This window comes from Haliscomenobacter sp., assembly GCF_965225875.1.
GTDB lineage: Bacteria > Bacteroidota > Bacteroidia > Chitinophagales > Saprospiraceae > Haliscomenobacter.
The window spans coordinates 134,319-150,615 of sequence record NZ_CBDDBS010000002.1 but is presented as its reverse complement, the minus strand read 5'-3'; the positions used below and the strand labels follow the sequence as shown (position 1 = coordinate 150,615).

The 16,297-nt window shown below is 46.6% G+C and carries 11 protein-coding genes; 6 read left to right on the top strand and 5 right to left on the bottom strand.

The genetic code is table 11. The annotated features are described in order from the left end of the window. Nucleotides 1-109 precede the first annotated feature (109 nt). From ACO08K_RS03705 to ACO08K_RS03695, 3 genes are all read left to right on the top strand, one after another. Complete coding sequence (locus ACO08K_RS03705) at nt 110-661, top strand: hypothetical protein (RefSeq protein ID WP_421795051.1); 552 nt, start codon at nt 110-112, stop codon at nt 659-661. A gap of 264 nt (nt 662-925) precedes the next feature. Beyond that, the gene (locus ACO08K_RS03700; RefSeq protein ID WP_421795050.1) at nt 926-1,402 is read left to right on the top strand and encodes a hypothetical protein; all 477 of its coding nucleotides are present in this window, start codon (nt 926-928) and stop codon (nt 1,400-1,402) included. A gap of 11 nt (nt 1,403-1,413) precedes the next feature. Then, nucleotides 1,414-2,241, top strand: coding sequence for a DUF6544 family protein (locus ACO08K_RS03695; RefSeq protein ID WP_421795049.1), 828 nt, complete (start codon nt 1,414-1,416; stop codon nt 2,239-2,241). Between the two features lie 89 nt (nt 2,242-2,330). Here the strand turns inward: ACO08K_RS03695 and ACO08K_RS03690 are convergent, their stop codons facing one another. The 5 genes from ACO08K_RS03690 to ACO08K_RS03670 form a co-directional block, all read right to left on the bottom strand. Further along, entirely contained in the window at nt 2,331-2,885 is a 555-nt protein-coding gene (locus ACO08K_RS03690; RefSeq protein ID WP_421795048.1) for a hypothetical protein, read from the bottom strand. Nucleotides 2,886-3,267: 382 nt separating this feature from the next. Continuing rightward, nucleotides 3,268-4,614 (bottom strand): ammonium transporter, encoded by a 1,347-nt coding sequence (locus ACO08K_RS03685; protein ID WP_421795047.1) that lies wholly within the window; start codon nt 4,612-4,614, stop codon nt 3,268-3,270. 231 nt (nt 4,615-4,845) lie between these two features. Next, nucleotides 4,846-7,191 carry a mechanosensitive ion channel family protein gene (locus ACO08K_RS03680; protein WP_421795046.1) on the bottom strand — a complete coding sequence of 782 codons (2,346 nt, stop codon included), beginning with the start codon at nt 7,189-7,191 and terminating at the stop codon, nt 4,846-4,848. A gap of 97 nt (nt 7,192-7,288) precedes the next feature. After that, nucleotides 7,289-7,924, bottom strand: a complete 636-nt coding sequence (locus ACO08K_RS03675) for a response regulator (RefSeq protein ID WP_421795045.1) — start codon at nt 7,922-7,924, stop codon at nt 7,289-7,291. A gap of 52 nt (nt 7,925-7,976) precedes the next feature. Further along, a complete protein-coding gene (locus tag ACO08K_RS03670; protein WP_421795044.1) occupies nt 7,977-9,959 on the bottom strand; it encodes a tetratricopeptide repeat-containing sensor histidine kinase in 1,983 nt (660 codons plus the stop codon). Nucleotides 9,960-10,125: 166 nt separating this feature from the next. Here ACO08K_RS03670 and ACO08K_RS03665 point away from each other — a divergent pair, with 166 nt between their 5' ends. The 3 genes from ACO08K_RS03665 (at nt 10,126) to ACO08K_RS03655 (ending at nt 16,205) form a co-directional block, all read left to right on the top strand. Beyond that, nucleotides 10,126-10,716 carry a hypothetical protein gene (locus ACO08K_RS03665; RefSeq protein ID WP_421795043.1) on the top strand — a complete coding sequence of 197 codons (591 nt, stop codon included), beginning with the start codon at nt 10,126-10,128 and terminating at the stop codon, nt 10,714-10,716. Nucleotides 10,717-10,830: 114 nt separating this feature from the next. Then, complete coding sequence (locus ACO08K_RS03660; RefSeq protein ID WP_421795042.1) at nt 10,831-11,628, top strand: hypothetical protein; 798 nt, start codon at nt 10,831-10,833, stop codon at nt 11,626-11,628. A 350-nt stretch (nt 11,629-11,978) separates the two neighbouring features. Then, the gene (locus ACO08K_RS03655; protein ID WP_421795041.1) at nt 11,979-16,205 is read left to right on the top strand and encodes a hypothetical protein; all 4,227 of its coding nucleotides are present in this window, start codon (nt 11,979-11,981) and stop codon (nt 16,203-16,205) included. Nucleotides 16,206-16,297: the final 92 nt, after the last annotated feature.

Sequence of the window (16,297 nt, the reverse complement as noted above, 5' to 3'; positions counted from 1 at the left end):
TCTTTGGAAATGCGCGTACTTAATGATTGAGCCTGAGTTCCCTGGGAACCTTTTGGTGGATTGCCGACGTTTTCTCCCTACTTTTGCTTGAAGTGTATATTTTTATAACATGAACGATGACACCTTCAATATTCCAAGCCCCATTCTTTTCCACCCTTTGAAACACCACCTTGGGTATCTCCGCCATTTTATTCACAACAGTACTGATGAGGCATTTTATGCAGCGATGCCCCGGATCGGCGCTTCTCAAATGGATTTGTATTGTGGTGAACTCAGCTTGCGCAACATTGGACAAGAAATTTTGGGGCAATTAGCCGCCAGAGGAATTGTAGCGGAGGCTGACTTTATTTCCTTTTTGACTCAAGGCGAGGGGTATCAAAATGTAAGCATTTCGGATGGTTCAACCTGGACACTGTTGCGTGGAGATGACTATGAACGTTATGTGCACATTCATCCGGCGCGTTACGCTCAGCACTGCATCCGGGTCAAAGCGGGGGCGCTCAAAACAGCGATTATAATACAGCGGCAGGGTTTGACCCCAAAGAGTGATACGGCTCAGGTCAATGCCTTGCGGATGAGTATTGGCCTTTCGGCGATTAAAGATTTGCAGGAGAGTGAAGGGATTGGGCGAATTTGGGAGATTTTGACCAACACAATTTAGCATTGATCGACGCTAAATTTTTTAAAATCCCACCATCCCTAAGGTGTTCTAAGGTGTCTAAGGTGGTTCAAATAAAACATGCTAATTTTGTTTAATTTATTTAAACCACCTTAGACACCTTAGAACACCTTAGGGATGGTCTGTGCCTTCAAATTTTTACTACATAGCTTAGATATTTAAACTGTTTAAACTTCACACCCAGCTCTGACTTTCATCATTTTCCGACGCTTCAATGCTCAGCAGATTTGCACAAATGTGGAAATCATGAAAAAGGCTGTTTCTCCCAAACCGCTTGGCGTGTATTTATTACTCTTCCTGCTCCTGTTCTTGGCCATTGGCGGGATTTATGGCGGAATGATGCTGATCACAGACCCTTCGGGCGAAAAAATCCAATTCCCACCCGAAGTCATCGAGCGTTTGCCTTTTCCAGATTATTTCATCCCAGGCATCATCTTAATCCTGGGGATGAGTGTTTTACCCTTATTGACCACTTATGCCCTCTTGTTTCGGCCAAATTGGAAATGGCCGCAATTCCTGAACATCTACCCTGAGCAATATTGGGCCTGGACATTTGCACTATACACAGGCATCATTTTGGCCATTTGGATCAATGTCCAAATCCTGATCACCGGAGCGATTGGGCAAATTCAACCTTTTTATGGCTTGTACGCAGTGGCCCTCATCATTTGTAGCCTGTTGCCGAAAGTTATGCGCTACTATCGGCTACCTGAAACAATCTAAATCGTTTAACTATGTTACGGTTAATGCTTATTTTGGTTTTATTGGTCATAATAGTGGTAGGACTAATTTTTATCCATTTTGAACAAGAATTTCATCGCGATGTACACTTGGCTTTGCAGCAAAACAAAGCTCAAACAGGTGATTTGTTGCTTGAAAAAGACCTGGAGCATTTGCCTCCCCCCGTGCAGCGCTACCTGCGTTTTGTGGGCGTTGTAAACCAACCCAAAGTCAAAAATATCCGCATTGTGTTCAAGGGGCAGATGCGGGATAAAGGGAAGGATTGGTTCCCTTTCACCAGTGAACAGTACAATGGCTTTGAAAAATACACCCGCCTGTTTTTTATGAAGGGGAAAATGTTTGGGCTAACTGTGCCGGGCTACCATGCTTACCAAAATAAAAATGCGTCGATGCGCATCAAGCTATTTGGTTTATTCCCAATCGTATCTGTCCAGGGAAATGAACTGTTTAAAGCGGAAACGGTTACCATTTTTAACGACATGTGTTTGTTGGCGCCAGCTACTTTGATCGATTCCCGCATCAGATGGGAAACCATTGATGATACTACCGCAAGAGCGAGCTTTACCAATGAAGGAGTTAGCATCCAGGCAACTTTGTACTTTAATGCCAGGGGGCAATTGGTCAATTTTGTTTCTGATGATCGCTATGCAGTCAGTGATATGAAACGCTATCGCTTTTCTACGCCAATTACCGATTACAAAAACTTCAATGGTATTAACGTAATCTCCTTTGGAGAAGCGGTGTGGCATTACCCGGATGGGGAATTTGTGTATGGAAAATTTGAATTGCAGGAGATTGTGTACAATGTTGAACCCTTTTGAGGGTATTTGGGTCAACGCATTGTAGAGACGCAGGATCCTGCGTCTCTACAATGGGGAACTAGACGCACGGCCGTGCGTCTCTACCGTATTTAATTTTTCAAAATCTTTCCAGGGATTTGTTGGCTTTTTTGCCCGTAGGTCACTTTGAAGTTATAGATCTCGCCATCTTCCTCCATCGGAATCAGCATCACCATGCGGGAAGCATTAACAGACTTCAAAATCATTTTGGCTTCAATGGTGCCGTCGATGATGGTGAAGGTGCCATCTTTGGCCAATTTCCACTTGTACGTTTCAATGGGGCGTTCGGAAGACACACAACGTTGGTGGCGCTCAAAGCTGACGGTATGATCGGGATTAATTTTCATCACGTCGTCGAGGGCGCAGGTAGGCGTTTCGGCCATGATGTTGGTAGTTTCGTAACCATCACCATTGACGTCGCAAGGTTTGTCGGCGGTGATGGTGAGAATTTTCCAACTGCCTTTCATCAGGTATTCGGAGTCAATATCCAGCATTTGGGTGGATTCCTTTGGCTCGGCCACAGTAGTAGCAGGGGTAGTATGTTCGGTTTTGGACTCTTTGTCTACCAATCCATTGGGTGAAAAAGTAGATGCCAAAAGGGTGGAAAGCAAGATCAGGATACGCATGGGACAATGTTTATGGGTTTAAGTAGCTCACCACATTAAATCAATCATTTTGAAGGGCTATTTTTTCCTCATCCTTCGTTAAAAAGCCTCGCCGATGCGCTGCATCGCCTGCGTTTTTTGCCTCGGCTGTAGAAAAAATAGCCACTGCAAAAGTGATCATTTAATGGGCAGCTACTTTATGTGTATTTATACGTAAAAACGTCACACTGGTAACACCAAAAAATGCATTCCTATTCCAAAAAAATACGGTTTTGTGGATTTTTGGTCGAAAATGTGGAGGGAGTGGGAAACAATACCCCATTTTGTGGAAAATGGACAATAAAAAAGCGGGTTTGATGCACTGCACCAAACCCGCTTTTTATTTATTATTTAGAATAGCCAATTACATAGCCAATTCAATCACAGTTTCTTCGTGTTGGCTGATGTCCAAACCTTCTTCTTCCTGATCTTCAGATACCCGAAGAGGAGTAATCAGATTCGTTAATTTGTATACCAACCAAGAACCAACACCGGTGAAAGCTACTACAGCTACCAGTGCGATCAAGTGATTGATCAACAGTTTAGGGCTGCCTGTAGCAAAAACGCCACCAAATGCATCTGTTGCGAAAAGTGCAGTCATCAACATACCCACGATACCACCAATACCGTGGCATGGGAATACGTCCAGGGTGTCATCCAAGCTGGTACGAGACTTGCGAACAACTGCGTAGTTTGAAACGGTTGCAGCTACTGCACCAATCAGCAAACTTGGGCCATAATTGATGTAACCACAAGCAGGGGTGATGGCAACCAAACCAACCACAGCACCGATACAGGCACCCAAAGCAGAGGGCTTGCGGCCACGCATGGTGTCAACCAAAATCCAGACGATAGCAGCAGATGCAGAAGCCAGGTTAGTGTTCACAAATGCAGTTACTGCCTGACCATTTGCAGCCAATGCCGAACCACCGTTGAAACCGAACCAGCCGAACCACAACAAACCTGTACCCAGGATTACATATGGTGTGTAAAGAACAGCATGAGCTTGTCCTTCGATGTGGGTTTTTCTTCTGCCCAATACCATTGCACCTACCAGGGCGGCAATACCTGCAGAAATGTGTACAACAGTACCACCTGCAAAGTCAAGTACGCCCAATTTGAACAACCAGCCTTCTGGGTGCCATGCCCAGTGTGCCAGCGGAGCATAAATCAGCAAGCTCCACAGTACGATGAAAACAATGTAGCTCCAGAAGCGGACGCGTTCAGCAAACGAACCCGTAATCAGGGCTGGAGTGATGATGGCAAACTTCAACTGGAAGGCTGCAAACAATACAAAAGGAATACCTTGGTTGATACCAGGGTTGGCTGCTGGTGCCGTACCAACTCCATTGAACATGAAGTGGGTCATTGGGTTGCCAACAAAACCACCGATGGAATCACCGAAGGCCAAGCTGAAACCTACCACGTACCAAATCACACTGATGATACCCAATGCAATGAAGCTTTGGAGCATGGTAGAGATAATGTTCTTAGGGCTAACCATCCCGCCATAAAAGAACGAGAGGCCAGGCGTCATCAGCAACACCATACTTGAAGCTACCAAAAGCCAAGCTATGTTGCCTGAATCAAATGTTACGCCTTCTGCAGGTGCTGGAAAAGTTGCCGGATAAAAGGAGGCAACAATAGAGATGATGAGGAGCAGCACAAAGCTGAACGTAGCCATCGGCTTGTTCGTAATCAATTGTGTCATACCGTTTCCGATTTAAAGCTTTAGTTGATCTTAAAGCAGTTAAAAAAAAGGGTTAAAAAAAATTTTTTGCTTTAGTTGTATGGCAAAAGTACAAGTAATTCTTTGAAATATTCTCAACTTCAGGTCGAGAATTTTACAAAAATGCTCAAAAGAAAATAAAAAAGAAAAATTGAGGGGATCGGAAAAATTAATTTTAGCTAAGTTCCCTCCTGGCATAAATATCTTTGGTGTTTACAATAAGCCTTCATTTTTTAAAGTCGAATAAATCCGTGATGAAAGGCGGCTTTTCGCTTGATGTGCCGCTTGAGTGACCCAAAACTGGATGTGGAAAACCTGCTGTCCACTAGCTTCAATGCCCTCAAAGCTTACCAGTGGTTCGGGTTGCGTCAGGATGGCTTCTTCCCGAATAGAACAGGCTTTGATCATTTCCATCACCCGTTTGGGGTCGGAGTTTGCTTGGGTCCGAATGGCCAATTCGTACATTCTGGGCCCAGCCGACCAACTGTGACTTACCACTTGTTTGTACACCAAATCGGTATTGGGCACCACGAGTAGGCCCCCATCTATTTTTCGGATTTTACTGCTGCGCAACTTGATTTCCAAAATTTCTCCTTCTTCTCCATTGACGATCACCTGATCGCCAACCCGAAATGGTCGTTCAAAAATCAATACCAAACCTGCCAGTATATTGGCTACAAAACTTTGTAAGCCAAACCCCAGGCCAATGGCCAGTGCGCCAATGATCAGGCTCAATTTTTGAACGTCAAAACCAAGGTAGGCAATTGCCAGCAGCACACCTACAAAGACCAATAAGTATTGCACCAAATGCCCAACCGCCATTGGGACGCCGTATTCAAACTGGAATCGCTCCAGAATTTCTTCTTCCAAAAGGTACCTAAACAGTTTCCCGATCAGCCAGGCAACGATGATAATGGCACAAAAACCCAGTACCCCGCCTACAGTGAGCCGTACCGTCCCAAAACTATAACCTGCATCCCAGAATTGCCCGAAAGTATATTCCAAAGGCCCCAACAGACGCAATGCATTGAGTATAAATCCAAACCAAACCAATACACCACTGATGCGCAGCAATTTACTCGTACCATTTAAAAAAGCGTTGCGGTCTTTTGCCAAAGTTTGTCCTTCCTCCGCTGGGCGCAAATTGAGCACAAAACGAAGTAGCCCTTCAATGACCATTGTTGCGCTAAAGATGATCAGCCCGGTAAGGATTATTTTTTCGAGCGAGAGGTTAAATACCTCGGCCAGGGTGTCATAACCTGCAATGTTCCCCAGCGCCGCCATACTGGCCACCACCAGAAAAATGGGTGCTGCAAATTGCATAATTCGTGCAAATACCGCACTGGTCAAAGGTTCGCGGAACCACTGTCGGTCGCGGAAGCCGACCGAAAAAACAAACAGCCCCAGGGATACACTTTCCAGCACCATGAACCAGCGAAAAATGACTTGATTGGCAATGGCTGATTTAAGCATCAAGTGCACAAAAAACAGCGCACCAACCAGGTAAATGCTCCAGCGGATATTGGGAATGACAAACCTTGGTACAATAACGACAAAAGGCACCACCAGGGCCATCACAATCATTTCACTAAAAACGGAAGGCCGATTGGGATACAGTAGGGGAGTCATCAACAAAGTAATCAGAAAGGCAGTGGTCAGTGGTTTGGAAAAAACAATCTCCGTAGCGAGGTTAAATTCGTTCTGTTTGTTGTATTTGCGGTCTTTTTTGAAAAAGGAGTTGCCCAACATAAAAAACAGGCCAATGCCCAGGAAGAGCATCAGGTGCAGGAACATGCGGTCGCGATTGCTTTGTAAAAACTCGTTGAACTCCTTTTTGAAATAATCCAGGGCTACCCGGCGGTAACTTTGTTCGGCGGTGGATTGGCTAAAAATGGGGATTTCAAAGATGTTTTGTCGGCGTTTGGTCAACATGCTTTGCAGCTCCAGGTTTTCCAGACCCTCCATGTTGGAAAGGTGGTATTGGCAAAAAAGTTTTTGATCCAATACCGTACTTTGTAGGCGCAGCACCGCATTGCGTTGAGCCAAAAGTCCGGTATTCGCCTGGTTGAGGTCGTATTGTAGTGAATCAATGCGCTGTTTGACCTCGACTGGAATGTCTTTGAACGCCGTGGTGGTGAAGCGCCACTTTTCCTGCATGGTTCCCAGCTGTTCGAGCAGGGATTGGAGGCTGCTGGAGTAGTTTTGTAAACGTTTCCCTTCTTCCTGCAATTGCCGCAGGTAACGCCGCCAACGTCCCGCCAAGCTACCACTGATGCGGCTGGCTACTTGCTGCTCCCACACGTAATTGGAGGTTTTTTGTAAACTATCTGCCGCCCGACGCAGGGAATCTACCGACTCTTGCACGCTACTCAACACAGAGTTGCTTTCCAGCACAGGCCGCAATTGATTGCGGAGAAACAACTCGGAATTGCCCAGTTCTTCAGCCAGTTGTAAAATGGGAATGGCCACCACGGTGTCCGCTTGGGCAGCAACAGGAGCTTGGGAAAAAACGGGCAGGGTGGACAGGGTCAATAAAAACAATAGGATATAGCCTCTCATGGATGTGCACATATTTGCAACGAATGATGGGAGCAAGGTAGGGAGGAATGACGAATTTTTCGAATGACGACTGACGAATTTGGCCAGTGGCCCTCATTTAATCAATCAGGTGATTTTGCCGGGCCAATTTCAACAACATCTGCAAACTATTCGCTTCAAACTTCTGCATCAAGTTTTTCCGGTGTGTTTCTACGGTGAGCGGGCTCAAAAAAAGCTGTTTGGCGATTTGCGGTCCGGTCAGCCCCTCATTCAGCCAATGTAGAATTTCTTTTTCCCGGCGAGTCAGGATTGGGGCTTGTTGGGTGGCACTTTCCACATTGCGGTACTGTTCCAGGATTTTGGCGTTGGAACTTTTGCAGAGGTAAATTTTTCCCATTTGCACTTGTTCAATGGCATCAATCAATTCCTGCCGTTCCATGTTTTTGAGCAAATAGCCGTTGCCGCCGCGTTGGAGGAATTGAGTGATTAGACCTGTTTCGTTGCTGGAAGTTAAGGCAATGATTTTGCTAGTGGGGTAAAGCTGGTGGATTTCACGGCACAAATCCAGGCCATCCCGATCCGGCAGGTTTAAATCGAGCAAAATGACCTCAAAATGCTGATCCTTAAGCATATCGAGCGCTTTTTGAGCCGTTTTGGCAAAAGCGCTGACCAGGAGCCCTTCCACACTCGCCAGCATGGTTTTTACCCCATCTACCACTAAAGGGTGATCATCGATAAGCAGAATCTGTGTCATTTTACGAAGGTAAGGAATGGAAATAAAATAAAGTAAAGCCAAACTGTGTACTTTATTCTATTTCCATTCCTAATAAAAACTCCATCATCACGGTAGTACCCAAGCCCTGTGCAGAATCGATGTTGAGTTCGCCATTGAGGTAACTCACCCGGCTTTGGATGGTTTTTAAACCTGCGCCAGCGTTCTCTTCGCTTACATTAAAGCCTTGACCGTCGTCCTCAATGGTGATGCTCAATTTTTCCTGGTGCCGATTGAATTGGATGATCACTTGAGTGGCCCGAGCGTGTTTGAGAATGTTGTTGAGCAACTCCTGCACAATCCGGTAAAGCATGATTTCCGTTTGTGGGTTAAGGCGATTTTCCATACCGTATGCTTGCAGGCTGATCTTGAGCAGTCGGCTGCCTTGGATGTTGTTGCACAGATCTTGGATGGCATTGATCAGGCCGAGTTTAAGCAGCACTTCGGGCATGAGGTTGTGGGCAATCCGCCGCAGTTCTTCGGCGGCAGAATGGATCAATTCCATGCTTTTTTGGAAAAGTGGAAGCGCACCAAAAGTAGGTTGCTCGTGTTGCAAGGTACTGAAATACATTTTTACGGTGGAAAACAAGCCACCCAGGCCATCGTGCAAATCCCGGGCGATGCGGTTGCGTTCTGATTCCTGCCCGGTGATCATCGATTGTAGGGAAACCACTTGCTGTTCTTTTTCAAGCGAGATGATTTTTTCATCCTGAAGTTTTTTGTCCTGCTCCAAGAGTTGACGGCGCTGGCGGTCATTTTTGCTTTTAAATCCAAAATAAAAACCTCCCAGGATTAAAAATCCCAGGCTAAAGAAAAGATAAGTATTGCGTTGTTTGAGGATCAGGCTTTGTTCCAGTTTTTCGTTTTTTAAGTGTAGAATCTCACTTTCCTTGCGCTCGCTTTCAAAAGCTGCTTCGAGGTAAGCACTGTACTGCCGGGTTTCGGCCCGGAGAATGCTATCATTGAGTTGGGTATATTGCTGAATGTAGCGATAAGCCTGAGCCGACTGACCAATTTTGGCGTAATACTCACCCAAGTCTCGACAGACTAGATAGTACGTATCCTGGCTCTGGGCTTCCAGGGCCTCTTTTTCAGCACGATGCAAGTAGGTATAGGCTTGTGGTAAATCCCCAAGTTTCAAATAAGTTCGGCCAATGGCATGATGGTATTGTGCCACCTGATAATTGCCCCGCAAAGCTTTTTCCAAGGCATTCTGATAAAAGGACAATGCTTGTGGATACTGGGCGCGTTTGTAGTGGTACAAACCGATGAGGTTGAAGGCATCGGCGGCCAGCCCATAGTCGAGGCTACGTTGAATAAAGGTTTGTAAACTGGGGAGGTAAACCTGGGCGGAATCCAGCTTGTTCAGGGCTACATAATTGTTGATCAGGTAGTAATGACAATAGGCCATTTGCAAGCTATCGCCGTGTTTTTGGGCAATGGCCAACAGACTTTTGCTGCGGGCAATGGCCTGTTCGTGGTTTTTGGTTTCGCCCAAAATGGCAATCAGGTTTTGATAAGGAATGATTTCCAGCAGGGTGTCTTTCAATTGGTGAAAAACTTCAATTGCCGCTGCAAATTCCTGGGTAGCGTTCCAGAGTTTACTTTGGATGTAATACCAGTTGCCTCGGGCATTGTGAATTTTCCCCAGCATATCGAGGCGTTTCATAGCGCTAAAAAGCTTTTCGGCGGTGTCCAGATGCCCTTTTGATTGGGCGTAATTTCCCAAATCCAGGTAGGTGTTACCCAACAAATAGTGCGCCCGAGCCGCGCCTAGTTTGTATCCGATTTTTTTGCTCAAATCAAGACTGCGCTGGGCGTAATCGAGGGCGGCCTTGGCATCGTAATAACCGACGTTGTTGCCCAGTTCCATCCATAGTTTGACCCGTTGGGTATCGGCTTTGGTCTTTCGCAGTGCATTTTTTAAACTATCGATCAAATGGGCATCAGGTTGTGCTGTACTCACCAGGCAGCAACCCAAAATACCCAGCAGGATCATCCAGTAATTTATCTTCATCGGCATTGTACTATGTAATAGGGCAAAAATAAGGCTTTTAACTTCCCCAAACCCGGCAATCTACTACCTGGATTCCGGTAATTTTTGCCCTGCTAAAACCCTGCCTTCCAGGGATTGTGCTCCCTCCAAACCAGCCCTAGCTTTGTGGAGTCAAAAACACCAAACCATGAAATGGATAACTCTATTTTTCACCCTGGCAGTAGGTATAGCCACAAATGCCCAAAACAAAATGAAAGAACTCGTCATCAACGATGTAGTGGTACCCGCCCAAACAGTGGCCCAAATGGAAGCGGCTTACCAAGTTAAATTTGTTCCCGGTAGCTATTGGTACGATCGCATGACTGGGGCTTTCGGCATCAAAGGTGGGCCTTGCACCGGAATCGGAGTGGCTGGGCTCAACGTTGGCGGGCCGCTCAAATCCAATGCCTCCGGAGGGGGAACCAACGTGTTCATCAATGGCCGCGACCTGCATCCACAAGATGTGCTGGCGTTTCAGACCTTCATGCAAGTGATACCAGGCCGTTACTGGATGGATGCCTACGGCAATTTTGGGTATGAAAACATGCCTTATGCGCTGGGCAATGTGTACCAGTTGTACCGCGCCAAATTTGGCCGCAGCAATGGCGGCGCTACTTCCTATTATAAAAACAACCCCTGGAGTGGGGAAAGCACCAGCTTTGGGGGCGATGGCTCCTTTATGTATTATTCCTCCAAAAAGTCGGATGGAACTACCTATGAGTATTTTTCTGACCATTAAAATAAATCGAAACAACATCCTCTAGATCCTCAACCTCACAAACCGTTCCTTATTCTTTATTTGTCCAAAAAATGATTGCATTCACCATTTCTTTTATTCAAAAACACCATTACCATGAAAATGCATTCGTTTTTTAGTCTTCTGATTGTATTGGCCATGAACAGCCCGATTTGGGCCCAGTGGCAAAGTGTAAACAACAACGCTGCCATCATCACCACCGCCAATGTGGGGGTGGGGGTTAACAACCCGGATGCCAAATTCCATGTAGGAAGCGGCGGTGCCCGCTTCAATGATTGGGTGCGCATTGGTGGCAATACCGATGGCTACTCCTGGAAACTAGGCATCTCCGGCAACATCATCACCCGTAGTGGGCACGTGATTCTGGGAGCCGACAACAACGACCGCATCGGCATTGGCCTTACCAATCCCGACGCCAAACTACACGTCAACGGCAGCATGCGCGTCAACGACTGGATGCGCATTGGCGGCAATACGGATGGTTTTGCCTGGAAACTGGGCGTAACCGGGAACATCATCACCCGTGGTGGCAATGTGATCCTGGCTGCAAATGCCAATGATCTGGTGGGGATTGGATCTACACGTATTCCGGCGGGATTTAAACTTGCAGTGCAAGGCAAAATTATTGCCGAGGATGTCAAGGTGTTGCCTGCGGCCAACTGGCCCGACTACGTTTTTCTACCGGACTACGAGCTACTGCCTTTGCAAAAACTGGAGCAACACATTCGCGAAAAAGGGCATTTGCCAGGGATTCCTTCGGCACAGGAGGTGGCGGCACAAGCTGGCTTTGAGGTAGGTGAAATGCAACGAAAACTTCTGGAAAAGGTCGAAGAATTGTCTTTGTATGTCATCGCGCTGAATCGGAAAGTGGAGGCCTTGGAGCAAAAGAAATGATTTGAATGACGAATTTTTCGAATGACGAATGACGAATTTGGGGCATTGCCCTCTAGGTTTGTTGGCAGGTTTAAATAAATGGAACCCAAATCTAGCGTTTCCAAAAAACTTTGATGCGACCACCCAATTCGTCATTCGTCATTCGAAAAACTCGTCATTTCCATTCCTTCAATCCGTCATTCCTCTCTCAAATCATTCGTCATCCACTATTTGTACCCCCTCAGACTAAACTTTTTCCCTCCAAACACCTTATATTAGCTAAATGCGCGTTATTTTTGAGCGAACGGTACAGCTTTTTGTTTAAAAGGAAAGCCCCGTTGATTTTGTAAGGCGATCTATCAAACCGAACTATGCGATTATTTTCTACTGCCGCATGGTTGTACTATCTTTTTGTGGGGGCGTTTACGGCGACCCTTCCACAACAGGTAAAGGTTTGGAAATCCCAATCGTCCCTTTCTAGTTTTGCGGCACTTAGCTGTCGTCAGGATGTCATTTTTACCCTCGATGCAAATTGCCAAGTTAGCCTGAGTCCACAACAAGTTTTACTAGGTGGCGACGATGCCACCGACTGGGCGCGTTTGCAGGTATTGGTCAACGACTCCAATCCCTTTAACCGCAACATTGCGGATGGAGCTGGTAGATTTGCTTATTTGGTACGAGACATCATTTCAGGAAGTATCATTTGTCAGAGTACCTTGATTACTGAGGACAAACGGCCCCCGGCTGTACAGGCTATTGATTGGGCGCGTGATACCCTGGATTGGTTGTGTTTTGACATCGACAGCATTTACAATATTCCCGCGTCCTGGCAAAAACCGCAATACAATTACTACACGGGTAGGGTGGTATTTACCGACAATTGCAACGGTGTCCTCGCCAATCTTAAGGTCAGCGACCGCCTGGTGCTGGGGGATTGTGATAGTACTTTTTACGCCAAAATATACCGCAATTTTTCTGCGGAGGATGCCTTAGGCAACCGCGAAGACACTACACAGGTGATTGTTTTTTGGCGGCCTGATTGGAAAAAACTACATTTTCCCAAGGATACTGCCATACACTCCTGCATTCCGGAGGTCATCCGCACGCCTAGGTTGTATCCATTCTGGGTCAATGCAGTAGGGGATACCACGGTTTTTGACCGCGAGTTTTGTGGTTTGTCCATTGAGCGGCAGGTTACTGAAACGCTGATTTGTCGCCGGGGTCGTAAGGTGATTCAATCTTTAAAGTTATTTGATTGGTGTGCCGGAGGCATTGTGTATACCGACACCACCTTGATGAAAATTGGGGATTTGCAAGCTCCTGTCATCACCAAGCCAAGCAAACCCATTGAGGTGTCAACCCAGCCAATGAGTTGTACGGCTACCTTGCCAGTCACTCCGGATCAGTTGCAACGACTTTACCAGATTGGTTTCAGCGATTGTGATGCGGTGCAATTGAGCGTGAAGGTCAAATCATACGTAGCGCGGCCAAGCGTAGGGGACTCGGTTTGGTTGGAAAAAGTATACCCCATCAGCAATGGCGTAATGAACAATTTGCCAGTAGGCAAACATCGCGTATTGTTGTACGCATATGACCCCTGTTTGAATAATAGACTTGATTCCGTTGAGCTACGGGTTAAAGATAAAATAGCGCCACAGGTACGTTGTGACAATGCCATCAATGTAAGTGTAAGCAATGGTTATGGTCGGCTTACCGTCGCAGATGTAGACGAAGGCTCCAGCGACAACTGCCAATTGCAATCGCTCAAAGTGCGCCGGGTAGTATCTACTGCCTGTACCATGGCTTTTGATCAGAATGGAAATGGTAAATTGGATACAGCTGATGCCCTAACCTTGGAAAATGGCATTTTTTATACCCTGCCTGCTGATCGGGTCGACTTTTTTTGTTGTGACATCGGTGCCAAAGTACGGGTGGAGTTGATTGCCCGTGATGCCGTAGGCAACAGCAGCAAGTGTTGGTTGGATGTACCCGTAGAGGACAAAACACTGCTGCAATGCGTGGTACCTGCTGACACGAATATTTTGTGTACGGATAAAAACCTGGGAAATCTTAGCCTATTTGGGGTAGGCAAAGTGTTGAATGACCCCTGTGGTTTGTTGAGCATTGTGTCTCTACCCACCTTGGATAAACTGGACAATTGTGGAGTAGGAACCCTTACTCGGCGCTGGCAGGTGGTGCGCAATCTGGGCAAAGCCAATGAGCAACGTAGCCCGGAGTGCATTCAGGTGATCCGGGTTACTGCAATTCGGGATTATGCCATTCGTTTCCCCAAGGACACTTCGCTTACCTGCCAACAAATTCCACCAGGCAATAAACTCATTCATCAGGAAAACGGGTGCAACATTCTGGCTTTCAGTGTGAACGATGTGAAATTTACCTCTACGGGACAAGAGTGTTATAAAATCTTACGCACCTGGACGATCATCAATTGGTGTGAGTACAAGGAAGGTGCCCAGCCCGTTATCCTGGATCGGGACTACGATGGGGATGGCGAACGTGGCAATACCGCTTTCTGGTTGTTGGTTCAACCCAATGGGACAACCTACATAGACCAGGACCAAGTCATAAACAATACCATTCCCAATGCCAAAGGCTACTGGACCAACAGCATCGAGCGCCCCCTCCTGCAGTCGCGGGGCATCTGGGAGTACACGCAGTTGATCAAGGTTTACGACGATGAAGCCCCAAAGATTACTCTGCTGAGCAGTAGTTTTTTTGATGCCCGCAATAACGACTGCACCGGGGATGTCAATTACCAGTTTTCGATCGCTGAAAACTGCAATAGCCAGGACCTGAAAGTGGAAGCCCTTTATGATGAAAAAGCGGATGGTAAAATTGATCGTACGCTGAAACTGGTAGGCACCTATCCACGTTACCGCATTCAGGAGCGATTGCCCATTGGCATCCATAAAATTCAGATCAATGCTTCTGATGGCTGCGGAAATGTAGGCCGGGAAACCATCCAGATTGAAGTGCGCGATGTAAAAGGACCAGCCCCGATTTGTATCAACGGTCTGGTCGTTGAATTAATGCCATTGCCAGTACCGGAAGACATCGACCGCGACGGCGACCTGGACCCGGGAGCTGCCGTAGTTTGGGCCAAAGACTTTGTTGCCAGCAAAGTTGAGGATTGTTCAGGCATTGTAGGCTATTCGATTCACCGGGCGGATGACATTGAAAGTCGCAGTGAAAAACCCGACCCTAAACACACCAGTATAACCCTAACCTGTGATGATCGCCCCAGCGTTTTGGTGTATGTTTACGCCTGGGATACCAGAGGCAATTACGGCTATTGTGAAACCTATGTATTGGTCCAAGACAACCGCGGCTTATGCCCGAGGGTTGGTAGTTCCAGCATCAGTGGCACCATTAAAACCTTTTCAGGAAAGCCTATATATAACGCCAATGTGCAGTTGAGTGGAGTACAAAATGAAACAACACTTAGCAACCAGAATGGCCAATTCAGCTTCAAACAATTAAAAGAAAACAATGATTATACTGTTTCCCCTCATTTGAATACCAATCATTTGGACGGGGTCAGTACTTACGATATTGTGCTCATCACCCGGCATATTTTAGGGTCCATGCCATTTGACAACCCCTACAAATTCATTGCTGCGGATGTGGATTTGTCTGGTTTTGTGTCCACCTACGACATTATCCAAATCCGTAAAGTTGTGCTACGCCTGGATCTGGAATTTAAAAAATGCCCAAGCTGGCGCTTCGTAGATGCATCTTTTCGGTTTAAAGACCCACAAAATCCCCTGATAGAAACCATCCCGGAAGCACGCAATTACAACAACCTGAACAGCGAAATGTTGGGTGCTGATTTTGTTGCTGTAAAAATGGGAGATGTGAGTGGAAACGCCTCCAAAGAAAATATAAACGCCACACCTGAGCTGCGCAATGTTGCAGACAGAACCTTACAAACCGGGGCTCTGCCCGATGAAATTAAAGCAGGTGAATTGTATACTGTTCCACTGAATTTGGTAAATGCCAGCGAGTTGGCCGGTGCCCAGTTTAGTCTGCAATTCAACCCGGAGCTTTTGAGCTTCCTCAACATCGAATACCGCGATGCCGGTATGGAAAGTATTGGCTTAAGTGACCTTGAACGTGGGTTGATCCGGGTATCCTGGTTGAATACAGGCAAAAAAGCGGGCAAATTGGCTACCCTTGAGTTTAGGGCCAAAAAATCAGGTAGCTCAAATGAGCTGTTTCATTTAGTGGAACGAGATTTGGCACCAGAAGCCTATACCGATGGGGGAGAGCTTGAAAAAATTGTGCTTGAGGGTAATTTGGAGCGGGAAAGCCTAAAGCCTCAATTCCAGCTTTATCCCAATTCGCCTAATCCTTTTAGTCAGTCCACCACCATCGAATTTGATTTAGGCGAAGCAGGGCCTGCAAGCTTGCAGATCAGTGACTTATCGGGCCGTGTACTCAAGTCCATCCGGCAGGATTACCCAGCAGGTCATCAAAAAATTGTTATTGATAAAACGGACTTGAACCAGGTTGGCGTACTGCTGTATACCCTGCAAGCCGGGGCTTATCGCAAGACGATGAAGATGGTGGTGTATTAGGGGAGTTGAGGAGTTTAAGAGTTGAGAAGTTGAGGCTACCGCAGTGATTTTGACAAAAATCTCGTCCAAGACGCTGCGGTAGCCTCAACTTC